The organism is Variovorax sp. YR566, assembly GCF_051992195.1.
Taxonomy (GTDB): Bacteria; Pseudomonadota; Gammaproteobacteria; order Burkholderiales; family Burkholderiaceae_C; genus Variovorax.
Window position 1 is genome coordinate 5,122,548 of sequence record NZ_CP197092.1, and the last position, 24,653, is coordinate 5,147,200.

Sequence of the window (24,653 nt, forward strand, 5' to 3'; positions counted from 1 at the left end):
TTGTTTCAGACGGTGGCGGACAGTCGGTCCGGTGTGGCGGCATCGGCCGGGTCGCCGTTCTCGCTGTTCTCTATTTCTTCGATCAGCCGGGTCTCGACCAGCAGGGCCAGGTCGGCGATGGTTGGCGCCTTGAAGAAGGCGGCCGGGTGCAGCTCGACCTCGTAAGCCTTGCGCACGCGCGCCAGGATCTGGATGGCGAGCAGCGAGTCGCCGCCCAGCTCGAACAGGTTGTCGTGGATGCCGATGGCGGTAATGCCCAGCATGTCCTGCCAGACGGCGGCAAGGCCGGTCTCGAGGTCGCCGTCGGGCGCGACGTAGGGCGTGTCGAGCGCGGGGCGCGGGTGGTTGCGACGGCCCGCGCGCGCGGCGTGGGCCAGCGGCCCGGACTCGATCAGCTCGAGCATGCCGCTGTCGAGCTCACCAAGGCGCTGCGTCAGGTCGGTCGTGGAGATCACGACCTGTGAGAACGCCGGGCCGTTGACGATGCGTTCCAGCGCCAGCGCGCCTTCGGGGCCGTCCATGCCGACGCCTTCGGGCAGCACCATGCCAGCGGCCATGCCAAGGTCGCGCCAGGCGTCCCAGTTGACCGAAAACACCGCGTGGCGCGCACTGCGCTGCACTTGCGCGGCCAGTGCATCGAGGTACGCGTTGGCCGCGGCGTAGTCGCTCTTGCCCAGGCCGCCGGCCATGCTGGAAATGGATGAACAGAAGAGCACGAAATCGAGTGCGTCTTCGCGCACCGCTTCGAGCAGCGCCTGCGTGCCGCGCAGCTTAGGCGCGAACACCGCATCGACCATGGCGCGGGTGCGCTGGCCGATCATCCCGCTGCTGGCATGGCCCGCCGCATGGATCACGCCGTGGATGGCGCCGAAGCGCAGCCGGGCCTGCGCGGTGGCCGCCTTCATCTGCGCGGCATCGACCACGTCCGCCGACAACGCGAGCACTTCACCGCCAAGGGCTTCGAGTTCGAGCAGCTGCAGCAGCTTCTGGCGCAATGCCGCCGGCTGCTCCGGCGATGCGGCCAGCGCCTCCCAGGTACTGCGCTCGGGCAACGGCGTGCGTCCGAACAGCACCAGCTTCGCCTGCCACGACTTGGCGAGGTGCCGCGCCACGGAAAGGCCCACGCCGCCGAGGCCACCGGTGATCAGGTAGACGCCATTGGTGCGCAGCCGCTGCTGCGGCCCCGCGCCTGGCGCAGGCAGCGCCAGCGGCTCGTAGGCCTTGACCCAGCGATGCGGGCCGCGGTACGCCACCAGCGGCTCGTCGTGGCGCGCCGGCATGTCGGCCGCGAGCTGCTTCACCAGCCATGCCTCGGCATCACTGCCGGCTGTAGGCAGCACCACATCGACGACGCGGCTGTCGATGTGCGGATACTCCTGCCCGATCACCTTGGCCAGGCTGAACAGCGTGGCCTTCTCGGGGCACAGGGGCTCCAGCCCGCTCACGTCTTCCATCTGGTTGGTGACGACCTGGATCGCCAGCTTGCGCTCGCTGCCGGCCGACGCGCTGTCGAGGGCCTGCGCCAGGGCCAGCAGGCTGAAGAAGCCGCGCTCCAGCATCTCGCTCGACTGCGAAGGCGCTGCACGCTCGTCGTCCACGCTCCACAGGTGATATATCTTCGAGACCGGCCCCAGCTCGGCCTGCACCTTGCGCAGCACCTGCTCGTGGTCGGCGCGCTCGCCGGGGCGCACCGCGTAGTGGCGCGGGCTGATCTCGACGAAGCCCGGCCCCTGCTCCACCCAGACCACGGGATGCGCGTCGGCCTCACGGTGCAGGTGGCGGATCAGGCTATCGGTGAGGCTGCGCGTTTCGCCGAACACCAGCGTGCAGGTGCCGGTCGGCGCGGGGGTGTGCACCGCCAGCAGCGGCTCAGTGCGCTTCCAGGTGGGCACGTAGAAGGCGTCGGCTGCCGGCCCTGCCTTGGCGCTGCCCTCGAATGTGCCCGCCTCGATCCAGTACGACTGGCGCTGGAACGGATAGGTAGGCAACGGCACCTGGCGGCGCGGCTGGCCCGCGCGGCAGGCGGCCCAGTCGATCTCGACACCGGCACACCAGAGCGCGCCGGTCACGCTGGCCAGCTGCCGCTCGTTGCGGGCCTGCTGCTGCGGATGCGCCTGGCTCGCCCAGATGCCTGCGGCCGACCCGGCCATCGGATGCTGGCGCGCGAGGCCCGCCAGCGTTTCGCCGGGGCCCACTTCGAGCACGACGCGCCCGGCCACGCCCAGCAGCGCGGCGAGTCCGTCGGCAAAGCGCACGGTGCTGCGCAGATGGCGACCCCAGTAGGCCGGGTCCACCGCCTGCTCGGCCGTGATCGGCTGGCCGGTGACGTTGGAGATGAAAGGAATGCGCGGCGCATGGCGCGGCACCGAGGCAACCACCTGCTGCAGTTCGGCCACGATGGACTCGGTCATGGCCGAGTGGGAAGCGATGGCAACGTGCAGGCGGCGCGGCATCAGGCCACCGGCGAGCAGTTGCTTTTCTGCCGCTTCGATGGCCAGCAACGGCCCCGCGAGCACGCACAGCTGATGGCCGTTGATCGCGGCGATGTCGCAGCCGGCCTGGAGGAACGGTGCGAGTTCGGCCTCGGTCAGCGCGATGGCCGTCATGGCACCGGCGGGCATCGATTGCATCAAGCGACCGCGCGTGGTGACGATGCGCAGTGCGTCTTCCAGGCTGAACACGCCGGCCAGGCAGGCGGCCACGTACTCGCCGAGGCTGTGGCCCAGCATCACGGCGGGCTGCACGCCGCGCGCCATCCAGGCGCGCGCCATCGCGTATTCGACGATGAACAGCACCGGCTGCGTGTACTCGATGCACGACAGCTTCTGGTCGGCCGCGACTTCGGCGCCGGCTGCGGGGTAAAGCAGCTGGCGCAGGTCCATGCCCATCGCGTCGTTCAGCAGGGCGCAGCAGCGGTCGACCTCGCCGCGGAACACCGGGTCGTCGCGGTACAGCGCCGCGCCCATGTTGGCGTGCTGCGTGCCGCCGCCGGGGAACAGGAAGGCGACCTCGGGCGCGGTAGCCGGCGCGCGCATCACCTGCTCGAAGCCGCCCTGGGGCGACAGCAGGGTCTGCGCAGCCACGGCATGGCCGTTGGCGACGATGGCCGCGCGCAGCGGCAGCGGGCGGCGGCCGCTCTGCAAGGTGTGCGCGATGTCGGCGAGCGATTGGCCGGCAGATGCTTCGAGATAGCGACCGAGCTGCCGGCCCGCCTCCTGCAGCGCGGCGGCGTTCTGCGCCGACAGCGGCAGCACCTGCCAGCTGGACGGGCTTTCGGCCGGCTTCGCGGCCGGCGCCTCTTCGAGCACCACATGCACATTGGTGCCGCCGATGCCGAACGAGCTGACGCCCGCGCGGCGCGGCGCGGCACCCGCGGGCCATGCCTTGGTGGCGGCGTTGACGTAGAACGGGCTCGCCGCGAAATCGATCTGCGGATTGGGCCGCTCGTAGTGCAGGCTGGCCGGCAGCGTCTTGTGCTTGAGCGCCATCACCGTCTTGATGAGGCCGGTGACGCCGGCCGCCGCATCGAGGTGGCCGACGTTGGTCTTGACGGAGCCGATGGCGCAGTAGCCGGTGCGATCTGAATCGGCACGGAAGGCCTGCGTCAACGCGGCCAGCTCGATCGGGTCGCCGAGCACCGTGCCCGTGCCGTGCGCCTCGATGTAGCCGACGGATTCGGCCGTCACGCCAGCGATCAGTTGCGCCGCGCGGATGACTTCGGCCTGGCCGTTCACGCTGGGCGCGGTGAAGCCGACCTTGTCGGCGCCGTCGTTGTTGGCGGCCGTGCCCTTGATGACGGCGTGGATGGTGTCGCCGTCGCGCAGCGCGTCGTCCAGGCGCTTGAGCACCACGAGGCCCGCGCCGCTGCCGATCACCGTACCCGCGGCCTTCTCGTCGAAGGCGCGGCAGTGGCCGTCGGGCGAGAGGATGGCGCCAGCCTGGTAGAGGTAGCCGCCGTCCTGGAGCAGGTTGAGCCACACGCCGCCGGCCAGCGCCATGTCGCAGTCGTAGCCCAGCAGCGCCTGGCAGGCTGTGTGCACCGCGGCCAGCGAGGTCGAGCAGGCGGTCTGCACCGTCACTGCCGGGCCGCGCAGGTTGAGCTTGTAGGCCACGCGGGTGCACAGCGAACCGCCGGAGTTGCCGCTCATGAGGCCCAGCAGGTCGGCAATGCCGCGTCCGTCGCCCAGGCCGAATGCGGGCAGCAGGTGCCGCATGAGGTACAGGTTGGGGCCCTCGCCCGCGTACACGCCGATCTTGCCTGGCCAGGTATGCGCGTCGCAGCCGGCATGCTCGAGCGCGGCCCATGCGCACTCCAGGAAGATGCGCTGCTGCGGGTCGAGATACTCGGCTTCGCGCGGCGAGTAGCCGAAGAAGCCGGCGTCGAACTGGTCGAAGCCCTTGAACTGGACGCCCGCCTTCACGTAGGCCGGATCGTCGAGCAGTTCCTGCGAGATGCCTTGCGCGCGCAGCTGCTCGTCGGTGAAGCCGGCTATGGACTCCACACCGTCGCGGATGTTGCGCCAGAACGCATCGACATCTTCAGCGCCCGGAAAGCGCCCCGCCATGCCGACGATGGCGATCTCGATGCCGGTGGCTGCATCGGCCTGCGCGGCCTGCTCGTTGAGGGTGTTCATCAGTTGACTCTTTCCGCGGATTTGCGACGTTGAAGCAAGGCGGCGCGCTGGCGCAGCGCACGGTCGTCGCCGGCCGTGGGCGACGACGCCGCGGGTGCATCGGCGCCGCGCGCCATCCACTGGGCCAGCGAACCGACCGTGGGGTACTTGAAAAGCTGGACCAGTGCGACGGTGGTGCGCAGCCTGTCTTCGAGCAGGCGGTGCACGCGAACCAGCAGCAGCGAGTGCCCGCCGAGATCGAAGAAGTTGTCGTGAGTGCCGACCTTGTCCATCTGCAGCACTTCGGCCCAGATGGCGGCTATGGTTTCGGCGATGGGGCCTTGCGGGGCCTCGTAGGGCTTGTCGCTGGTGATGGCTGGGGTGGGGAGCGCTTTGCGGTCTACCTTGCCGTTGGCGTTCAGTGGCAGGGCATCGAGCACGACGATGACGCTTGGGACCATGTAGTCGGGCAGCGCCTCTGCAAGGCGCTCTCGCAGCGTTGCGGTGTCTATGCCTTGCCCCGAGACGTAGCCCGCGAGCCGCGCTCCTGCGGGGCCTTCGTTCGCAACGACCACCGCCTCCCTGACTTCGGGCTGCGCCTGCAACTGCGCCTCTATCTCCCCCAGCTCGATGCGGAAGCCCCGCACCTTCACCTGGTGGTCGATGCGCCCCAGGTACTCCAGCTGCCCCTCGTTGTTCCAGCGCACAAGATCGCCCGTGCGGTACAGCCGGCTTCCGTTGGCCGCTGCGATGAAGCGCTCTGCCGTCAGTGCTGGCCGCTTCAGGTAGCCCCGTGCGAGGTTGATGCCCCCCAGGTACAGCTCTCCCGCCACGCCCGCCGGCACCTCGTTCAGGCTGGCGTCCAGCACATACGCCTGCGTCTCGCTGATCGGCCTCCCGATCGGCACCTGGCTGCTGCCGTCGTCCCGGCACGTCCACTGGGTGACATGGATCGTCGTCTCCGTCGGGCCGTACAGGTTCTGCAGCGTGGCGCCGCTCAGGCGCTGAAGTGCTTCCCTCTGCGTGGCTGCGGGCATGGCCTCGCCGCCGCAGATGATGTGCTTGAGCTTCGTCGTTGCTTCGATGCCCTCGTAGGCCAGGAAGGCCTGCAGCATCGAGGGCACGAAGTTCAGTGTCGTGATCTGGTGCTTCTGGATGAGTTCGACCAGGCGCACCGGATCCCGGTGATCGCCCGGATTGGCAATGACCAGTCTGGCTCCTGATGTCAGCGGCCAGAACATCTCCCAGACCGACACGTCGAAGCCGAAGGGGGCCTTGTGCAGGACCGTGTCTGCACCTGCGAGTGTGTAGAACTCCTGCATCCAGGCCATGCAGCTGAACAGCGAGCAATGGCGGATGGCTGCGCCCTTGGGGCGGCCTGTGGAGCCTGAGGTGTAGATGACGTAGGCCAGGTGTTCGCCGTGCAGGCTGACTTGCGGATCGGCCTCGGACTCGGACGCTGTATCGAGGGTGTCGAGTTCCAGCACCTGCAATGCGTCGACACCGGGGATGAGATCTCGCAGGTGGCTCTGGGTCAGCAGCAATGCGATGCCGCTGTCTTCGACCATGTAGGAAAGGCGGTCTGCGGGGTACTCGGGGTCCAGGGGAACGTAGGCGCCGCCTGCCTTGAGCACTGCAAGGATGCCCACCATCATCTCGGTGGAGCGCTCCACGCAGATGCCCACCAGTGCATCGGGGCCTACGCCCATGCCGATCAGGCGGTGCGCCAGCCGGTTCGCCCGGGCATTGAGTTCCGAATAGCTCAGGGCTTCATCGCCGAAGACCAAAGCAGGCGCCTGCGGCTTCGACTTCGCATGCGCCTCGATCTGGCGATGCACGGGTTGTGCGCCCTCATGGCGGTGCGGGTTCTCGCTCCAAGCCGCGAGTTGCGCACGCTCCGCAGCACCCACCAGCGCCACATCGCCCACTGCCAGTTCAGGCTGGGCAGTCAATGCCTCCAGCACCGACAGATAGTGCCCAGCCATCCGCTCGATCGTCTCCCGATCGAACAGCTCCGCCGCGTAGACCAGCCCCAGCGTCAACCGGCCATCGGGTGTCTCGCGGGCTTCCAGCACGAGTTCGAATTGCGCAGTTCCGTCGGGCAGCGCATGGTGCGCAACCTCGAGCCCCGGCAGCTGCGCCAACGCCCGATAGTCTTCGACAAGATGGTTGAACATCACCTGGAACAGCGGGCTCTGGCTCAGGCTGCGCTGCGGCTGCAGTGCTTCGACCAATTGCTCGAAGGGCAGGTCTTGATGCGTCTGCGCGCCCAGCACCGCTTCTTTCGCCTGCGCCACGACATCCGACAGCCGCATGCGCCCACCGATCCGGTTGCGCAACACCAGCGTATTGACGAAGAAGCCGATGATGTTTTCCGCCTCGACACGGCTGCGGTTGGCCACCGGAGCGCCGACGCGGATGTCTTCCTGCCCGGTGTAGCGGTGCAGCAGCGCCTGGAAGCCGGCCAGCAGCACCATGAACAGCGTGGCGCCCTCGGTAGCCGCGGCCTGGCGCAAGCCAGCCAGCAGTGCCCCGGGCACTTCGACGCTGTGGCGTGCCGCGCGATAGCCGATCTGCGCCGTGCGCGGACGGTCGATCGGCAGCGCCAGCACAGGATGTTCTTCGCCGAGCTGCGCGCGCCACCAGGCCAGTTGCCGCCCGGCCTCGCCCGCGGCGAGCCAGTTGCGCTGCCACGCCGCATGATCGACGTACTGGATACGCGGCGCAGCGCGGCGCGACGGGGCATCGCCCTTCAGCCGCGCGGCATAGCCGGCCGCCAGTTCATCGAGCAGCACCTGCATCGACGCGCTGTCGGAAATGATGTGATGCATCACCACCACCAGCAGGTGCGAGGTGTCCGACAGGCGGATCAACGCCACGCGCAGCAACGGCCCCTGCGTCAGGTCGAAGGGCGCGGCATACAGGCGCTGCGCTTCTTCTGCGGCACGTGCTTCGCGCTCGCTGGCCGCGAGGTGACGCAGATCGACCAGGTTCAGAAGCGGTGCCCACGACGGGCTGATCAGCTGCTCTGCCGTGCCGTCAGCGCCTGCCAGGAATACCGTGCGCAGCGACTCGTGGCGCGCGGCGATGTCTTCGAACGCGGCATGCATCGCGGCGGCGTCCAGCGTGCCCGACAGGCGCAGCGCGCCGCTCATGTGGTACGCCGTGCTCTGCGGCGCAAGCCTCCACAGGAACCATTGACGCTCCTGTGCGTGCGACAGCGGCAAGGGCTGCAGCCGGCGCTCGGCGGACAGCGGCTCGATGGCCGCCATGCCGGGCACGCGGCCCGGACGGTCCTTGCGGCTGCGCACGATGGCCGCGCAAGCGTTCAGCCGGGGCTGCTCGAAGAGGTCGCGCAGCTCGAATTCGATGTTCCAGTGCCGGGCGATACGCGCGCACGCTTGAACCGCGGCCAGTGAATTGCCGCCTGAGGTGAAGAAGTGCGCGTCGTGCGCCAACGCACGGTCTACGGGCCACTTGAGCACTTCCTTCCAGATGGCCGAGACCGCTTCTCCGACTTCGTCGAGCACAGGTGCTTCCGCCGGAATCGAAGACCCGCTGCCGCCGTGCGTGAAGACGCCGTGCTCGTGGATTGCGTACGCATCGAGACTGCGCGCCGCAAGCCCCGCGCGGCACGCCTGCCGCTGGAGCTTGCCGCTCGAAGTCTTGGGCAGCGCGCCCGGGTTGAGCAGCACCACGGCGGACGGCGCCTCGCCGAACACCTCGCTGACCGCCGCACCCAGTGCATCGACCAGCAGGTGCGGCGGCACGAGCTTCTGCATGCTGCGCGAAACTTCCGCTGCCACGCCTATGCCTTCGCCATCCGGCCCCGACACCGCGAATGCGGCGACCCGCCCCTTGCGCACGGCCTCGATCTCGGTTTCGACGGTGCGTTCGATGTCCTGCGGGTAGATGTTGTGCCCGCGAACGATGATCAGGTCCTTGATGCGGCCCGTCACATAGAGCTGCCCGCCGTGCATGAAGCCGAGATCGCCGGTGCGCAGCCAGCGCTGCCCTTCATGCATGGCGAAGGTCTCGCTGGTTTCGCGTTCCTTGCCCCAGTAGCCGGCACAGATGCTCGGGCCGCTGGCCCAGATTTCACCGACCCGGCCAGCGTCTAGCGCGGCCAGCGAATCGGGGTCGGTGATGCGTACGTCGTGGCCTTCCGGCGCGGCGCCGCAGCCGACCAGCATCGCGCCCTGCGTGCTTTCCACGCCCTCGCCCCTGGCCAGCGCATCGGCGGAGAAAGTGCGCGCGACCAGCCCGGCGCCGCGTCGGCCACCGGTGACGAACAGGGTCGCTTCCGCGAGGCCGTAGCAGGCATACACGGCGTCGGGGCCGAAGCCTGCGGGCGCGAATCGCTCGATGAATTCGGTTTCGGTGTCTGCGCGCACGGGCTCGGCGCCGGTGTAGGCGACGCGCCATGACGAGAGGTCGAGCCCCGCGAGCCGCGCGCCCTTCACGCGGTCGAGGCAGAGGCGATAGGCAAAGTCGGGGCCGCCGCTCAGGGTGGCACGATGGCGCGAGATCAGTTCGAGCCAGCGCACCGGGCTTTCGAGAAAATAGCGCGGCGAGGTCAGCACCAGCGGAATGCCGCTGTAGAGCGGCTGCATGAGGCCGCCGATGAGGCCCATGTCGTGATAGAGCGGCGCCCACGACACAAACTTGTCGTCCGGCCCGATGCCCATGCCGTCGCGAATGGCGCGCTCGTTGGCGATGAGGTTGCCGTGGGTCACGATCACGCCCTTGGGGGCGGAGGTCGAGCCGGAGGTGTATTGCAGGAACGCAGCATCGTCCGCGGCGGGCGCGAACGGCATCCATGCATCGGCGAGCGCGGGACTCACCTCGTCGACGGCAATCATCTCGGCCTGCGCAAACGCATCGGCCGCGCCGCTCATCGCGGCACGCATCGCCGCCGAGGTCAGCACGCAGCGCGCCTGCGAGTCTTGCGCAATGCCCGTCAGCCGCGCGAGATGCTGCGGCCGCATGGATTCGGGCGGGAACACCGGCACCGCGATCACGCCGGCGTAGAAGCACGCCAGCATGCTCACCGCGTAATGGTCATCGTTGTCCAGCATGACGAGGGCGCGCTCGCCCTTCGCAAACTGCTGCTGCAGGCGGGCCGCCAGCGCGCGCACGCGCGACTCGAAAACGGCGTAGGTGATCGGCTTCTCGAAGTAGGCGCCATCCGCCTCGCCCGCCACCGTGAGCCAGACGTCGTCCGGCCGGCCTTGCGCCAATGCCCGCAGGTGTTCCACGAAGTTTGCGGACACCGGGTGATGCCCCAGATTCACCGTCGTTGCTGCCGTGTCTGCCATCTCGCTCACTCCAGAAAATTAGTAGGGGCGCAGCCGGCACCGGGCCGGCAGCGTTCACTCATGCCGCGTCAAGTCGATGCCCATGCAATGAGCCTTGATGCCTGCCGGCCATGGCCTGCCCCAGACGGCGCGTCAGTGCAGCCAGGAAGGCCGCCTCGTGCTGACGGATGAAGAAGTGGCCGCCATCGAACCAGTCGAGCGTGAACGCGCCGCCGGCGTGCGCCGACCAGGCCTCGATGCGCGCCGCGTCGATGTCGTCCTGTCGGCCCGCGAAGACATGCAGAGGCATGGGCAGCGGCGCATCGGCCGTGTATTCGAAGCTCTGGCACACGCGGTAGTCCGCGCCCAGCGTGTCGAGGGTGATGCGCATCAGCTCGGCGCTGGCGAAGACTTCTTCGGGGGTGCCACCCTGCTTGCGCAGATCGGCAATCAGCGCGGCTTCGTCATGCGTGTCGGGGAGGCGGCTCAGGTCGCGCTGAGACGGCGCGGAACTGCCCGACGCGAAAAGCGCCAGCGGCAACGGGCGGCCGAGCGCACGCAGACGCTGCACGACGCCATAGGCCAGCAATGCGCCCATGCTGTGCCCGAAGATCGCGAAGCTGCCGTGCATCGCGTTCGCCTGCTCGGCGCAGATCCGCGCGACCTGGGCATCGTAGGTTTCGACAAAGCGCTCGCCCATGCGCATGCCCCGGCCCGGCAATTCGACAGGCACGAGTTCGATCCAGCGCGGCAGCTGATGCCGCCAGCGCAAATACATCGTCGCGCTGGCGCCCGCGCAGGGCAGGCACAGCAGCGAAACCCTCGCCGACCCGGCCATCAGCTTGCGGCAGCTTCCGCGGCCATCCAGTCGCGCAGCGACTTGGGGCGCATGTCGGTCCAGTTCTTCTCGACGAAATCGAGCGCGGTCTTCTTGTCGCCCTTTACCCCGTCGACAGCCTTCCAACCGCTGGGCACGGCCTTCCAGTGCGGCCAGATGGAGTACTGGTCTTCCTGGTTGACCAGGACGATGAAGGTTTCGTCTTCGCGATCGAAGCAGCTGGTAGACATGGGCGGTCCTTGTGCGGTTGATTGAGGAAGCAGGCGGGCAAGCGGGCCGGTGGGTGGCCGATTGCTGGGCTTCTGATCAACATGACGATTCGGGACCGAATCTGTTCACCCCGGTGCGGGGAGCGGCCAGGCGGCGCGCTGGCGACGATCAGGCGTCGTCGTCGCTGGGTGCTGCGTCTTCGGGGGATGCCCGGTTCCGGTTTTTCTTCCACGCATCGACGTCGATGGTGGGTGGCACGAGGCCCGCGAGCAGCCAGAGGCGGGCCGCCTTGTCGTAGGCCTTGCGGTGGGCGGGGTCGGCGAGAAGCCACGCCACCATTTCGATACGCGAACCTTCGCCGAAATTCTCGCGGTCGTGCTCGCGCCGCACCCAGTCCCATGCGGTGCGCCAGATGAGGTCGTCTTGCTCTTGTGCCATGCGTGTACGGTTTTACCTTACACGAAGCGGCACGAGAGTTTCTCTGCGTCAATCCTTGATCAGGTGACGCATCGCGCCGATGGCTTCGTCCGCCTCGGCAATCAGGCGGTTCACGAGCCCGAGCGCGCAGCCCATCTGCGCCGCGATGTCGCGCTGCGTGAGGCCTTCGAGACGGTAGAGCTGGAAGGCCACGCGCGTCCTCGGGGACAGCGCCGACAGCGCTTTCTCGATCAGGCCGACAGCCTGCCGGTCGCGCATCACGCGGTCCGGCGACGCTGGTCCCGGGACATCGAGCGTCTCGACGTCCACGTCGAAGGTGCGGTAGGTGGCTTCGAGGGACTGGCGGCGGCAATGGTCGAGTGCGAGATTGCGCACCACCTGGCAGCAATAGCCCATGGGCTTGTCGACCTTGCGGTCGCAGGCGCCGTCGGCAATGCGGAGATAGGCGTCCTGCACGACATCGTCGGCAAGGTCCGTGGTGCGGACGATCCTGCGGGCCACGTGCAGAAGCTGGGCCCGGTTGGCGACGAAAACATCTCCCAGAGAAGATTCGGACGTGAGTGACAGCATTTTTTGAGCAACTCCAGATTGGGGCCAGGCGTCGAAATTCGGAACGGCGCGCGTCGGGCGCATTGGCGTGGCTGCGGCTCTCCGGCCACATATTTAAATAAGAATCATTAATATTTACAAAAGGATGACAGCGCAAATTTGCGACTGTGTCCTTACCTCTATAGACGTTTGGATGCACCAAACAGAGACACCCGGACGACGTCTCGAAAGCCGCCGGCCGGGCGCATCTAAAATTCCGCCCCTTTGCCCCGTTCCGCTTCCCGCCCCTCATGAACATCGTCGTCAACGAAGAACTCAAAGCCTATATCGACCCACTGACGCCGGAGGAACACGAAGCGCTGGAACGCAGCATCCTGGCCGAGGGCTGCCGCGACGCCCTGGTGCTGTGGGGCGACGTGCTGGTGGACGGCCACAACCGCTACGGCATCTGCCAGAAACACGACCTGCCGTTCAAGACGGTGCAGAACACGCGCTTCAAGACTATCGAGGACGTGCATCTCTGGATGATCGACCAGCACCTTGGCCGGCGCAGCATTTCGGATTTCCTGCGCGGCGTGCTGGCGCTGCGGAAGAAGGACATCGTCGACAAGCAGCGCAGCCGCGTCGCTGCTGAGCCAGCCTCGGCGTCCGACGCCCCGTTCGACGTCGATCCCCCCGCCGACGGCTCGCCGGACGACAGTGCGTCAGCCCCCACCCTGCCGCCACCCGCGCCGTTGAGCAGCCGCGAAGCCATCGCCAAGGCTGCACGCCTGAGCAGCAGCCAGGTCGGAATGATCGAAAAGATCCAGAAGCAGGCCGCGCCGGAACTGGTGGCAGCCGTGAAGTCGGGCGTGATTTCGATCAACACCGCAGCTGCCGTGGCCACGCTGCCGGCCGAGGAGCAGGTCTCGGCCGCGAACGCCGGCAAGGACGAACTCAAGCAGGCCGCCAAGCGCGTGCGCGAATCGAAGAAGAAGCCGCGTGAGGAGTCCGCCGAAGCGCATTTGGACGACGCACAACAACAAGCCAGGCCGGATGCGGTGCAGGCGCTGGAACAGCGCGTGGCCGAACTCACAGCCGAGAACGAGGCCCTGCGCAAACAAGTGGCCGAGCTGCAGGCCCGGCTCGGCCACTGAGCCCAGCAGCCTGCTACGGCTGGATTTCGCTGATCTTCGCGCCCGACAGCGAGACGCCGGCTTCCAGCCCCACGTTCGTCATCACGAAGCCCACCACGGGCTGGCGCAGCGTGTTGGTGTCGATGCTGCCGTTGGCCCCGATGGTCGCGAGCGCCACAGTGGCGTCAGCGCCCGCTGTCCAGCCCTTGCTGCTGCGGAACTTGTCCAGCGCCGCCTGCGTGGTGAACAGATAGATCACCGCCTTCGATTGCGCACCCGCCTGGAAGCCCACCGACCCGGCGGTGGTGCTGTAGTACGACTGCGTGCGCCCGTTCACGCGCAAGGCGCCCCGGCCGTATTCAGCGCCCACGCCCAAGCTGGCCCCCATCACGGCAGGAAACACCAGCACGCCGCTCGACTTGGCGACCAGCTCGCGTGAGCCTCTCACGGAGTCGTACAGCTTGGACAGCGAGGCATCGACCTGGGCGTCGATGGAAGTGCGCGAAGACGCGCTGCTGGACTGATCCTGCGGTCGCGTGGTGGTGCACCCGACAAAGGCCAGGCTGCACGCCGCCACGGCGGATGAAAGCACCAGCATGCGGAAGTTCATGGTTTTCATGACGAAATCCTTTGCAAAGAACATGAGTCGGCGAAGAAATCTCTGCCTTCGACAGCAGATTTGCTCATGCTAAGTCTGCAAAACCGGCACAAATCGGGTTGGAGACATCGGCCTACGCAAGGTCACGGCATCGGCGAACGGCGGTGCGCCCGGGGCCGGCCTGGAGGCGGCCCAAACGCAATGTTCGTGCAATGCAGATTCATAGCATCGCAGCGACCCCACTTTGCGCACCCCCATGACATTCGACCTCGCAAGGCCGTCGCGCCACCCAGGCGCCGGTAGCACCCGCCGCCTTGAACTGCTGGACTCGCTACGCGGCTTCGCGCTGTTCGGCGTACCACTGTTCAATCTGCGCAGTTCTTCACTGCTCGAATTCATCGTGACGTCGATCGCGCTGCTCGCCCTGCTCTTCGGCCTGGGCTTCGCGATGCAGGCGGTGCGGCCTGGGGGGAAGCCCAACTCCATACGCCTGCCCGTTCGACGCATGCTGCAGGAGTCCGTCGCCCACCGGCGGCTCTGGGTTCGCCTGTTGAAGGTGGCGCTCGTCGTGAGCTTGGCCACGACCGCGCCGCTGATGTTGTGGGACTCCGGCGGCGCGGGTGTCAGGGTGATGCGCCTGCTGCACCAGATCGCACTCAGCCTTTTCTGCATGGCGGCCTTCGTGCTGCTGTTCCAGCAGACCCGCTGGCGGCACTGGTTGCGCAAGCTCTCGCCCATGGGGTGCATGGCGCTGGCGAACTGGCTCGCGCAGGCACTGCTCGGGCTGGGCCTGTTCTACGCCCTCGGGCCGAGCTTCGGCTTCTTGTTGGGCATCGCCGTGCTGCAGGCGATGCTCAGTTGCTGGTGGCTGGCGCGTTGGTCGTCCCGGCAGACAGGCCAGCTGAACGCGGCCCGCCCCCTTCGCCAGCAACCGCTCAGGGCAGAACCGTAATGCGGTTCGTCGCCGGTGGTGTCAGCGGGCTGTTCGCCTTGATGTAGGCCTCCAGGGCGTCTACGTCCTGATCGCCGCCGAGCGTGTCCGTGCCCTGGTTGAAGACGGTGAAGTTGTCACCGCCGGTAGCCAGAAAGCTGTTCATCGTCACGCGGTAGCTGGTGCCGTCGGCCATCGCGGTTCCGTTGAGCGACAAGTTGCTGATGCGCGAGCCAGCGGGCGCCGAAGTGCTGTAGCTGTAGGTGAACCCTGCGGAGGGCAGCAGCACCTTCGGCGCGGCCACGGTGTTGGAGCCGCTGTTGAACTGCTGCTCCAGCACGGCCTTGATCTGCGCGCCGGTCATGGTCTTCACCACCAGGCTGTTGCCGAAAGGCTGCACGGCGAAGATCTGGCCGTAGGTCACGCTCCCGTCGCCGGCGGGCGCGAGGTCGGCGCGCACGCCGCCCGGGTTCATGAAGGCGATCTGCGCGGCGCCCTTGCCGGCCGGGCTGGTCGCTGTCAGTTGTGCGTCGGCAATCAGGTTGCCCAGCACGCTTTCCTTCGATGCGGTCAGCGTGCGCGTGGCCGTCGCGGTGAGCGAGCCCACCACGCGCTGCACCAGCGGTCCGGCGATGGTGAGGTACTGGTTGATGAGCGCAGCCACTTCCTGGTTCTTGTCGAAGGTCGGGTACTGATCGGTCAGCGCGACGGTGGTGGTGCCGCTGGTGTAGGCCTCGCCCTGCACGATCACGTTGTCGGCTGCCTTGGCCGTCACCTTGCGCGTGCGGGTATCGATGGTCAGGTTGATGTCGGTCAGCAGCGTGCCGTACTGGCCGGCGCTGGTCAGCAGGAAGGGCTTGGCCGGGTTGGTCTTGCCGTAGTCGCACACGTACGAGCGGTGCGTGTGACCCGAGATCACGATGTCGACCGAGGTGTCGAGCTTGTTGAGGATCGGCAGGATGTCGCCGCTCAGGCCGGCGCAGCTCTTGTCGTTGTAGCCCACGGTGGTGGTGCCGCCTTCATGGATGACGACGACGATGGCGTCCGCGCCCTGTGCCTTCAGCTGCGGGATCAACGCGTTGGCGGTGTCGGCCTCGTCCTTGAAAGTCAGGCCCGCGACGCCGGCAGGCGTCACGATGTTCGGCGTGCCCTTCAGCGTCATGCCGATGAACGCCACCTTCACTGTGGCGCCGTCCTTCGTGAAGGTCTTCATGCCGGTGGCGGGGAACAGCGTGTTGCCGTCGCCCTTCACGGTGTTGGCCGCGAGAAAGCCGAAGTTGGCGCCCGGGAAGCTCTTGTTGACGCGGCAGGGTTCGAGCGCGGTGTTCTTCGCGCAGCCGCCGTTCTTCATGCGCAGCAGTTCGGTCTGGCCCTTGTCGAACTCGTGGTTGCCGACCGCGTTGAAGTCGATCTTCATCGCATTCACGGCTTCGATGGTCGACTCGTCGAGGAACAGCGCCGAGACCAGCGGCGAGGCGCCGATCATGTCGCCGGCCGATACCACCGCGTTGTTCGGGTTCTTGGCCTTCAGCGAAGCGATGGCCGAGGCCAGGTAGGCCGCGCCACCGGCGGGCACCGGCACCGTGCCGCCGCCCTTGGCAGGCGCACTGATCGACAGCTTCGGCGGCTCGAGGTTGCCGTGCAGGTCGTTGAAGGCGATGAGCTTCACGTCCATGGTGCCAGGCACGGCGGGCGACGCCGGCGGCGGGTTGGTTGCCGCGGGCGGTGGCACGAAAGGAATGAAATTGTTTGAGTTGTCGCTGCCGCCGCAGGCAGTCAGGGTGGCGGCCACCACGCCGGCAACGGCAAGGCGCTTGAACGATGGATGCATGGGAACCTCTCTCCTCTGTTTTGAATGCAGCGGATGCTGGGGACGGCACATGACGGCGCCGTGAAGGCCCCTTGAACCCGCAAGGAGATCGCCCGCTCAGGGCAGGAGCACGAGACGCATCGCAACGCCAGGGCCGAAGGCGGCCTGCAGCAGCGCATTTGCCTGCACGCTGCGCTCGTCGGTCAGCGATTGCACGGCGAGCCAGCCCTCGGTCGGCCGCCGCTGCAGGTGCCAGCCTTCCTGCCCTAGAAGGATGAGCCGGGCGAGCGATGCGGCATCGGCCACCGGCAGCGCCGCTGGCGTGATGTCGAGCCAGTCGGTCACCTGATCGCTCTCACCACCCAGGCGCGCGGCTGCGCCGTCCGCCAGTGCGTGCTGCGTGGCGACGTCCTGCACCGCGCCCTGCAGCACGATGCCGCCGCCGTGCCAGCGGATTTCTAGCGACGGGGCTGCATCCGCCACGCGAGCCTGCGCATCGCTGCCGGCAGTCAGTCGCCACGCGACGGCTGCCGCCAGGATCGCCAGGCAGGCCACCGACACAGCAACAAGAATTCTGAAACGCTTCGTCATTCGAAGCGCGAGCGTGCCACGCCGCGCGTTACGCCGATGTGACGGGCGCTTCCGATGGACGTTCGCCTACACGCATCGCCGCAGCGCGATACCCCACGAGTCGCCATATCCGATACGCTTGAGGCCCGCCCCCGCATTCCCCAACATCCCGAGGAACGAAACCATGGCAGCGAACGCGAAAGTCACAGGAAATGTCGAATACCGGGCCGGCGACGGCCCCCTGATCCTCATTCCCCAAGGGCCGATAGAGGTCCAGTTGGCGCCCGACAGCGCCGTGCTGAGTTGGGGCGATGGCGGCAGCACGCAGACGACGGCGATTCCCATTGCCGAATACCAGCGCTATCTGAGCGAAGGTGTGATCGAACCCGACTGAAGCGGCGCATAAATGCGCCACCAAATAAAAACGGCCCCGAGGGGCCGTTCTTGTTTCTGCATTCGCAGCTTCTTACTTCTTCTTGGCAGCCACGGCCTTCTTGGCGGGTGCTGCGGCCTTCTTCGCTGCTGCGGGCTTGGCAGCCACTGCCTTGCTGTCGGCCTTGCGCTTTGCAGCCTTCGGGTCCACGGCGGCCTTGAAGGCAGCGCCCGGCACGAACTTCGGCACCTTCTGTGCGGCGATCTTGATCTTGGTGCCGGCGCTGGGGTTGAAGCCCGAGCGTGCGGCGCGCGCCACTTGCTTGAAAGTGCCGAAGCCGACGATCTGGACGGGGTCACCCTTCTTCACTGCGGCGACGATCGAGCCGGTAACGGTCTCGAGAATGCGCGCAGCTTCTGCCTTGCTGACGTTGTGGGCGGTGACGATTTTTTCGACGAGTTCGATGCGGTTCAACTGAGTTCCTATTAGGTTTGATTTCGCCATGTTGCCTATGGCGGCGCAGCACGAATACAAGCTGCAAGCGGGGCGGAGTTTATTCGACTGCGAGAGCCCGGATGTAACGCGGTCGCTTCAGGCCTTCATCGATCAGTCTTCGATGAGGCCTTCGGCCCGCATAGCGGCGCGCACGGAGGGGCGTTTCGCAACCAGTTCCATGTAGTGGCCTATCGCCGGCCATGAGGAAAAATCAAGTCCCGCATGACGGCCGAGGCGCAGGATCGGATAGAGGTACGCATCCGCGACAGTGAAGTGTTCGCCGAGGATGTACGGCCCCGGCTGCACCAGCGATGCGATGCGATCGAAGGCGCGTGTGTCCGCGATCAGGCTGTGCTTGTAGCTTGCCGGCACGTCGGGATCGAACATCGGCGCGAAGCCTTTGTGCAGTTCGGTCGCCACGAAGCTCAGGGCTTCGGCCAGGCGATAGCGGGCCATGGTGCCGGCAGCCGGCGCAAGCCGCGAGGCTGGCGCGAGATCGGCGAGGTATTGCAGCACGGCAAGGCCTTCGGTGAGCACCGCGCCGTCGTCGAATTCGAGCGCGGGCACCTTGCCCATGGGGTTGATCGGCAGATAGCTCTGTCCGGTGGCGGGCAGCGTCTTGGTCTCGAGGTCGACGCGGATCATCTCCGCGGTCAGACCAGCCTCGCGCAGCACGATGTGCGGGGACAATGAAGAAGCACCGGGGCTGTAGAAGAGTTTCATGATCGGCTCCTGTTGGTGGTCAGACGGGGTTGTGTTGACGTGATCGATGTGCACGCCACGAATGGTGGCCGCGAGGGGCTTCATGAAAAAGCGGGTTGAGGGCACAAGATTGATGAGCCGGACTCACGAGTTGCCAATCTCGGAGGCCGATGCGCGCGTATTCGTGACCGTGGCCGATGCGGGCAGCTTCACCGCCGCAGCGGCACTGCACGCGATGACGCCATCGGCCGTGAGCAAGGCCATTGGCCGGCTCGAAAGCGATCTCGGCGTGCAGTTGCTGGCGCGCACGACGCGGGCCTTGCATCTGACCGAGGAAGGCATGGCGTTTCACGAGCGTTGTGCGCGGGCCTTCGACCTGCTGGCCGAAGCGGCGGAAGAAGCTGGCGCGGGCACGCGCGCGGTGGCCGGCACGGTGCGCGTGGGGTTGCCGCCGCTCTTCGGAACGTTTCTCGTGGCGCCGCTGCTACCAGCACTGCTCGCGCGGCATCCGAAGCTGCGCATCGAGATCGTGTCGACCATGCGGCTGTCAGACATCTTCGACCTGGGACTGGATGTCGCGATCGCGGTGGGCGCCCTGCCCGACTCGAGCCTTGTGGCGCGGCCGCTTGGATACGGTCAGTTCGTCACCGTTGCGGCACCTGCCTGTTTCAAAGAGATGTCGCGGCCATCACGGCCCGAAGAGCTTCTTGAGCATCGATGCATGGCCTACACGCGGCCAGATGGTCGCGAGGATCCGTGGAATTTCAAGGCGTCGGAAGGCCCGCTGCAGATCGAGCCACGAGCCGCAGTGCGGTCGGACGACATGCACCACCTCGCGACAATGGCGGTGGCCGGGTTGGGCATCGCGCACCTGCCGATGTTCGTTGTGGGCGAGCACCTCGCCAATGGCCGGCTCGAAAGATTGCTGCAAGACTTCGAGCCCGCACCAAAGCTCGCATCACTGGTCTATCCCGCGAGCCGGGCGATGCCTCGGCGCGTGCGCGCCTTCATCGACTTCCTGCTGTCGAACGAGCAGCAACTCGCAGGCGTGACACGCCCCGAAGCAGCAAGATGAAGTAATTGCGTGGGGAGGCCAGAAAGTGAAAAGCCCTTGCAACTCATTGAGCTGCAAGGGCTTCTGACTGGCGGAGTGGACGGGACTGCCCAAACCGTTGTAAGTCGTTGATTTTGCTAGGGGTGGTAGCAAAAACACTCGAAAAACCGAGTGCGGACATGCTACCTCACAAACGACGAGGGCCTCTAGATGCAACTACTGCTGTGACGCTCGAAGGAACGTACTTCTGCAGAACTACCAAGTTATACGTGTGGCTCACTGACTTCGCACCGTCTTGCCACACGCAGTACGCCTCGTCGTCACTAACAGACTCAACTGTCATGATCACACCACCAGACTTGAGCTTCACGGTGTCACCGGCTTTGATATCACTCATGGGTTTCTCCTAGGTTAAAACAGCTCGTAATCCGAGTAGCCAAATGCTACTATAGATTGACCACAAGGAGGTTTTTATGGCTTTGCTGTCTAAATCGGATCTCGTTTATGCCTATGACTGGAAAGCTTCTGCCGGGGACAACCCAAAGAAGACAGGCTCCCCAGATAACGATGAGTTGAACCGCAAAGAAGGATATGAAATCCTGGATTTCATTAACTCCTTTGCTGCGGAGCATAAGCTAGTCAACAAAGAGACTGGCACGAAGATTGAGAAAATGATTCGCGATCATTTGCCAGGCAACCTTCGCAGTCGCGTGAATGTGAAAAAATGGCTCGTGGATAACTGGAAGAGCCATTAAAAATAAATTGGAAGCACCATGGCAGATTATGTTTATGTGGATAATTCCAATCTCTACATTGAAGGGCGGCGAGCAAGCGCAGTGAGGCAAGGGCTGGCAACCGACATTCGTGACGCGATAGATAACAGAATATTTGACCACGGGTACACAATTAGCTTTGGAAAGCTACACGAATTTCTTTGTGGCCAAGACAAACGCACGCTAAAACGTGCGGCATTATTTGGCTCTCGCCCACCTCCTAACGACGGAATCTGGGAATATGCAAAGAGAGCCGGATTTGAATTGCACCTTGAAGACAGAAATATCCGAAATAAAGAAAAGAAGATCGACACCGGAATTGCGACGCTCCTGACCAAGGACGCATACAAAAATGGCAAAGTTAGCGAGGACGTGTTTGTCCTGGTCGCAGGCGACGCTGATTACGTCCCAACCATAAACGAGTTAAAGAAGGACGGCTATTTTGTAGAGGTAGTGTTCTGGGATCACGCGTCCCGGGAACTCAGAGACGCCGCCTCGCGCTTTGTAAGCCTTGACGCCCATCTCGATCATTTAAGGCTCTAATTAACCCAGCGTCATGTGCCGCAGCTTGAAAATTAAGCTTGAAGGGTCCGCCCTTTTGCAATTTTCTGTTCAAAACTGAGTTTTGGCGGTTGACTCAGTGCAGGTAGATAGTAATTGAAGCAACTGACCAGATCGTCTTGTATGTCCCTTCCACCGGTGGCAGTTAGTTCGGCCATACACCGATACAGTTCCGCTAAAAGTCTCGTATAAAAATAGTCTTGCAATTCTTTTGTTGTCATATTCCTCCCAATATCTTGACTTTATTGGAATTATCATTTATTCTCTCGCTTGTCAAGCTCGCTGACGCGTTTTGACAATAGTGCAAAAAAGCCAGAATGAAAGTTCTGGCTTTTTTGTTTTGCAGGTTGACAAATCGAAAAATACGATTTATCTATTGATCACTATTTTTACGCGTCAGTGAGTGTGCAGTTGTTCTTCTTCAGGAACTTGTTCTCTGCACCCCCACTCCCGATTCAATATAGACGCCAACGGCTTGATTAGAGCTTGCTAGCAGAGGAACCCCGAAATTAAATCTAACTGCGTGGGGTTGGAGCAGCGCAAGAACGGTTGGAACCCAGCAATGGGCAAGTGGCCAGAATGGATTAGTAGCAAAGCCACAGGGAAGACAATCACCAGACCCCGCTACTGTGAGATAGAACCTCACGAACTGGAAAGTTGAAGACGGTCTATGCGCTCTTCACTCGTGCTATGTGGTAGCTATCACACGCCGACCAAGTCCCGCTCAAATTTTATTTATTTGGGTTAGGGTAAGACTTTGTCGTACCGTGTGATAGCACGGTGAAGACAAAGGCTCAGGCAACCGATACAAAGAACAAGTTCCGGGGTATTTGCAACTCAAAACCATTCCCGATATGCATTGAGTTCTCCCATTCAAATAGAGAACAAAAAATGGCGAAATCGAAAAATCACGCTTTTCGCGAATTCAAGTGCTCGCAAGAGGTCTCGATCAGGGAATACACAAACTGGCGGTCAGCCCTGCCTAGATTCCCGAGCATTCCCGCGATTGTGAGAGCCAAACCAGTCGGTTGGGCCGCCGCCTTACCTAGAAGGCTCTCAACTGGACAGTTGTAGAGCTCTGCAAACTCCGTGAGCCTGGGCAGAGAGGGAATCACAACCCCTCGTTCTATGCGCGAGACAGCCTCAGCACCTATCCCTAGCGCCTCTGCTGCCTGCTCTTGGGTGAAGCCTGCTGCGGCACGGCTCTGGCCTAGAGCTGTGCCTACAGCCTTCGCAAGTGTGGTTTCTTCGTCTGCATTCACGGGGGTTCTCCTAGTCAACCCATATGGTTGAGACTCAACCTCTTGACGTGAAGGACTTCATGGGTTGGAATCCACCCAGCAGGTAGACAACCTGTTGCAAATCTTTCAACTTAGGGGACCCCATGGAAACCAGCTTCGCTAAGGGCTACGAGAAACAATATGGTGCCAACGGCACGGTCGAAATTTCTTATAAGGCTGAGCGCTGGGGCTCGCACAAGGGTGCGGGCGCATTTGGATTTTTGATTTTTCTTATTTTGGTGCCAGCGTCCTGTGCAGTCAGTTCGCCTATTCTGCTCTTGGCAAAATCCGAAAAATTATTTTTTGTCGCATGGCCTTTGGCCTCAATGCTCTTGCTCTATTTCGCCATTAAACAAATTCTTAAAACCACTGGCACTCTAAAAATCACTCCTAATGTGGGTCTATCGTTCGATGGGAAAAATCTCCCTTACCAAGATATTGACGACCTTGGCACCGCCAACGAAACTGCCGCAAGCAACCCCAAAGGCACGGCCTATGTCTATGCCAATACGCACGGTCAGCAGGTGAAAATTACAAAATATGTCCCCTTGCACCTTGCAGAAGCTATAGCCAACGAAATTCGCGCCGCTTCTGGCACCCGTTGGAATTAATCAACCTAGCTATTCAATATGAAAAACCTTATCGTTCTCTCGCTCGCTCTTGGCTCGTTTGCAGCACAGGCCGCAGAGTCTCAGGAGTGGGATTACAAAATGCAGAGCACCAGCCCGGCCAGCGGCACTCAGCGCCCCACTTCTGGCGTTAACAAGGCAGAGCTTTTCAAGGAGAAAGACGGGTACACCTTCCGTATCCGTGGCAACACGGCTCCTAGCTGCTACTCGACCGCACAGCCCGCGGAGGTGAGCGAAAATAATCTCGCCATTATGATCACGCCGACTCCTCGTTTTGCCAACTGCGAAAAAATCCGTTTGGTGATCAAGAAAGACGGTAGCGGCGGTGTTCAACAGCTTTTCAATGGAAAGGTTGGAGTTCAAGGCTGGCAGGATGACGAAAGCCAGAACTATGGATTGACTCCTCGTTAACCCATTTAGCCCAATAAAAAAGCCGCTTCACAGCGGCTTTTTTATTTTCCCCGAAGGGCACCTTTGGCTCATACTTCGGCTCGGTCAATATTATTGAAACATATTTTTCAAAGAAATCAAGCCCACGGGGTTTATCTATACTCCAATTGCTTTTGCCTTTTCAGCTGCAGAAACTGCTCGGCGGGCAAAATTCTCTCAAAATCTCGCTCGTAGCTTTCGGCAATTCGTTTTTGCCGGTCTAGCTCGCCCTGGAGAGCCTCAATCTCAAATTTTGCTTTCGCCTTTAGTCGTTCTTCAAGCGCTTTTCTATCTTCTTTGGCTTTTTCAAGAATTCTCTTCTTATCGGCCTCCGCTTTTTCGGCCGCTTTTTTCGCTCGGATCGTTGGCGCGTGAAGCGCGCTAATAGCGGTTTTGGCCACTTCCGCGATTCTATTTCCTATCTCAGCGGCTTCTGTTTTAATCCGCTCAATCTCCTTTTGCCCTTCTTTTCTGGCCTCGCGCAATACCTTGCGCCTGATCGCGGATGCCTGCGCCGCTGCGTCCGCAAAAAATTCTGCTTGCTGCTGTTCAGCGTTCCAGGCCGCATTAGGCAATCGTCTGCGCTTTGGGCCAATTCGCGTCATCCCGTGGCACATTGCCACGCCGCGCGAGAACTCATCTTGCCAATCTCGCATGGCTTCAATATAGGCGAGGTTCTGGCCGCCCTTGTATTTTCCGGTGGCCTTGGCTTCGGCGGCTGCCGCCTTGCCTCGATGAATCGCTTCGAAGCGTTCGCCATTTCTTGGCACCACCAAAAAATGGATATGCGGGTGGCCTTCGTCCGTATGTTCAATCACGGACTTCAGTCGATCACCGTATTGGGAATGCAACCAATCAATGCAATCCTCGCGAAATTTGTCCCAATTTTTCCCGGTATTTTTATACGAAATCACACCGGCGGCAAGACATAAACCGTCTTTTCTCAGCCGTTTTCCGCTTGCATCTTTGGCATTTTTCGCCCATTTTTTCGCTAATTCACCAGCTTGTTTTGCGCTTACTCCGTAGCGAATTATCGGTGGCATCGGCCGCTCGACGTGAGGGCAATTGCCCTCGTCTCGGTCATTTTCCGCCACCACTTTATCCACTGTGTTATTGCCTGCTTTACCCTTGCCCGCCTCCCGTGCGTAGCACTCTATGTGTATGAATTGAAACACCCTGCCTCCTTGTTATTATTTTTGTTGTGGTTACTCTAGCCTTCATTATATAATAATTATCGCCATATTGCAAAGCATAGAGACCGACTATGCTTCTGCCCTTCGGTTAGAAGCGTCGGCCCTGCCGGGAGCAGGGGCCAAAATTGGCCCCGTGTTGATAACTCACCCGACCACAGAATAAATCTGTGGACGGCCCTTCGGGTTCGTGAGTTA

General features: G+C 63.4%; 22 protein-coding genes. 8 read left to right on the forward strand and 14 right to left on the reverse strand.

Annotated elements, in window-relative coordinates:
* Positions 1-5 precede the first annotated feature (5 nt).
* From ACTG4X_RS24000 to ACTG4X_RS24025, 6 genes are all read right to left on the reverse strand, one after another.
* On the reverse strand, positions 6-4,634 hold the full coding sequence (locus ACTG4X_RS24000; protein WP_440532067.1) for an SDR family NAD(P)-dependent oxidoreductase: 4,629 nt from the start codon (positions 4,632-4,634) through the stop codon (positions 6-8).
* Positions 4,634-9,931: an amino acid adenylation domain-containing protein gene (locus tag ACTG4X_RS24005; RefSeq protein WP_440532068.1), complete on the reverse strand. Its 5,298-nt coding sequence runs from the start codon at positions 9,929-9,931 to the stop codon at positions 4,634-4,636. Before ACTG4X_RS24005 ends, ACTG4X_RS24000 begins: the two co-directional genes overlap by 1 nt.
* 58 nt (positions 9,932-9,989) lie before the next feature.
* Positions 9,990-10,748: a thioesterase II family protein gene (locus ACTG4X_RS24010; protein ID WP_440532069.1), complete on the reverse strand. Its 759-nt coding sequence runs from the start codon at positions 10,746-10,748 to the stop codon at positions 9,990-9,992.
* Positions 10,748-10,978: an MbtH family protein gene (locus ACTG4X_RS24015; protein ID WP_093051643.1), complete on the reverse strand. Its 231-nt coding sequence runs from the start codon at positions 10,976-10,978 to the stop codon at positions 10,748-10,750. Before ACTG4X_RS24015 ends, ACTG4X_RS24010 begins: the two co-directional genes overlap by 1 nt.
* 148 nt (positions 10,979-11,126) lie before the next feature.
* A complete protein-coding gene (locus ACTG4X_RS24020; RefSeq protein ID WP_440532070.1) occupies positions 11,127-11,396 on the reverse strand; it encodes a DUF4880 domain-containing protein in 270 nt (89 codons plus the stop codon).
* Between the two features lie 48 nt (positions 11,397-11,444).
* Positions 11,445-11,966: a sigma-70 family RNA polymerase sigma factor gene (locus ACTG4X_RS24025; RefSeq protein ID WP_093051649.1), complete on the reverse strand. Its 522-nt coding sequence runs from the start codon at positions 11,964-11,966 to the stop codon at positions 11,445-11,447.
* 269 nt (positions 11,967-12,235) lie between these two features.
* On the opposite strand from ACTG4X_RS24025, the gene ACTG4X_RS24030 reads away from it, so the two are divergent.
* Positions 12,236-13,081: a plasmid replication/partition related protein gene (locus ACTG4X_RS24030; protein WP_440532071.1), complete on the forward strand. Its 846-nt coding sequence runs from the start codon at positions 12,236-12,238 to the stop codon at positions 13,079-13,081.
* A gap of 13 nt (positions 13,082-13,094) precedes the next feature.
* On the opposite strand, the gene ACTG4X_RS24035 is transcribed toward ACTG4X_RS24030, so the two are convergent.
* Positions 13,095-13,679 (reverse strand): BPSL1445 family SYLF domain-containing lipoprotein, encoded by a 585-nt coding sequence (locus ACTG4X_RS24035; RefSeq protein ID WP_440532072.1) that lies wholly within the window; start codon positions 13,677-13,679, stop codon positions 13,095-13,097.
* 235 nt (positions 13,680-13,914) lie between these two features.
* Here ACTG4X_RS24035 and ACTG4X_RS24040 point away from each other — a divergent pair, with 235 nt between their 5' ends.
* On the forward strand, positions 13,915-14,610 hold the full coding sequence (locus ACTG4X_RS24040; protein WP_440532073.1) for a DUF418 domain-containing protein: 696 nt from the start codon (positions 13,915-13,917) through the stop codon (positions 14,608-14,610).
* Here ACTG4X_RS24040 and ACTG4X_RS24045 read toward each other — a convergent pair.
* Positions 14,594-16,420 (reverse strand): bifunctional metallophosphatase/5'-nucleotidase, encoded by a 1,827-nt coding sequence (locus ACTG4X_RS24045; RefSeq protein WP_307614941.1) that lies wholly within the window; start codon positions 16,418-16,420, stop codon positions 14,594-14,596. The two genes, ACTG4X_RS24040 and ACTG4X_RS24045, sit on opposite strands and share 17 nt — an antisense overlap.
* 96 nt (positions 16,421-16,516) lie before the next feature.
* Entirely contained in the window at positions 16,517-16,990 is a 474-nt protein-coding gene (locus ACTG4X_RS24050) for a hypothetical protein (protein ID WP_440532074.1), read from the reverse strand.
* Between the two features lie 163 nt (positions 16,991-17,153).
* Between ACTG4X_RS24050 and ACTG4X_RS24055 the strand changes: the two genes are divergently transcribed.
* Positions 17,154-17,363: a hypothetical protein gene (locus tag ACTG4X_RS24055; protein WP_093051663.1), complete on the forward strand. Its 210-nt coding sequence runs from the start codon at positions 17,154-17,156 to the stop codon at positions 17,361-17,363.
* Positions 17,364-17,435: 72 nt separating this feature from the next.
* On the opposite strand, the gene ACTG4X_RS24060 is transcribed toward ACTG4X_RS24055, so the two are convergent.
* Complete coding sequence (locus tag ACTG4X_RS24060) at positions 17,436-17,816, reverse strand: HU family DNA-binding protein (RefSeq protein ID WP_093051666.1); 381 nt, start codon at positions 17,814-17,816, stop codon at positions 17,436-17,438.
* A 132-nt stretch (positions 17,817-17,948) separates the two neighbouring features.
* On the reverse strand, positions 17,949-18,560 hold the full coding sequence (gene gstA, locus ACTG4X_RS24065) for a glutathione transferase GstA (protein ID WP_440532075.1): 612 nt from the start codon (positions 18,558-18,560) through the stop codon (positions 17,949-17,951).
* A 112-nt stretch (positions 18,561-18,672) separates the two neighbouring features.
* On the opposite strand from gstA, the gene ACTG4X_RS24070 reads away from it, so the two are divergent.
* On the forward strand, positions 18,673-19,614 hold the full coding sequence (locus ACTG4X_RS24070) for a LysR family transcriptional regulator (RefSeq protein WP_440532076.1): 942 nt from the start codon (positions 18,673-18,675) through the stop codon (positions 19,612-19,614).
* Positions 19,615-19,780: 166 nt separating this feature from the next.
* Here ACTG4X_RS24070 and ACTG4X_RS24075 read toward each other — a convergent pair whose 3' ends face one another.
* The gene (locus tag ACTG4X_RS24075) at positions 19,781-19,990 is read right to left on the reverse strand and encodes a DUF2158 domain-containing protein (RefSeq protein ID WP_440532077.1); all 210 of its coding nucleotides are present in this window, start codon (positions 19,988-19,990) and stop codon (positions 19,781-19,783) included.
* 76 nt (positions 19,991-20,066) lie between these two features.
* On the opposite strand from ACTG4X_RS24075, the gene ACTG4X_RS24080 reads away from it, so the two are divergent.
* Together ACTG4X_RS24080 and ACTG4X_RS24085 are read left to right on the forward strand one after the other, a co-directional pair.
* On the forward strand, positions 20,067-20,348 hold the full coding sequence (locus tag ACTG4X_RS24080; RefSeq protein ID WP_440532078.1) for a hypothetical protein: 282 nt from the start codon (positions 20,067-20,069) through the stop codon (positions 20,346-20,348).
* An 18-nt stretch (positions 20,349-20,366) separates the two neighbouring features.
* The gene (locus ACTG4X_RS24085) at positions 20,367-20,909 is read left to right on the forward strand and encodes an NYN domain-containing protein (RefSeq protein ID WP_440532079.1); all 543 of its coding nucleotides are present in this window, start codon (positions 20,367-20,369) and stop codon (positions 20,907-20,909) included.
* A 926-nt stretch (positions 20,910-21,835) separates the two neighbouring features.
* On the opposite strand, the gene ACTG4X_RS24090 is transcribed toward ACTG4X_RS24085, so the two are convergent.
* Positions 21,836-22,189, reverse strand: a complete 354-nt coding sequence (locus ACTG4X_RS24090; RefSeq protein WP_440532080.1) for a helix-turn-helix domain-containing protein — start codon at positions 22,187-22,189, stop codon at positions 21,836-21,838.
* A gap of 122 nt (positions 22,190-22,311) precedes the next feature.
* Between ACTG4X_RS24090 and ACTG4X_RS24095 the strand changes: the two genes are divergently transcribed.
* Positions 22,312-22,818 carry a hypothetical protein gene (locus ACTG4X_RS24095; protein WP_440532081.1) on the forward strand — a complete coding sequence of 169 codons (507 nt, stop codon included), beginning with the start codon at positions 22,312-22,314 and terminating at the stop codon, positions 22,816-22,818.
* Positions 22,819-22,836: 18 nt separating this feature from the next.
* On the forward strand, positions 22,837-23,247 hold the full coding sequence (locus tag ACTG4X_RS24100; protein WP_440532082.1) for a hypothetical protein: 411 nt from the start codon (positions 22,837-22,839) through the stop codon (positions 23,245-23,247).
* A 131-nt stretch (positions 23,248-23,378) separates the two neighbouring features.
* Here ACTG4X_RS24100 and ACTG4X_RS24105 read toward each other — a convergent pair whose 3' ends face one another.
* Positions 23,379-24,440, reverse strand: a complete 1,062-nt coding sequence (locus tag ACTG4X_RS24105) for a hypothetical protein (RefSeq protein WP_440532083.1) — start codon at positions 24,438-24,440, stop codon at positions 23,379-23,381.
* Positions 24,441-24,653: the final 213 nt, after the last annotated feature.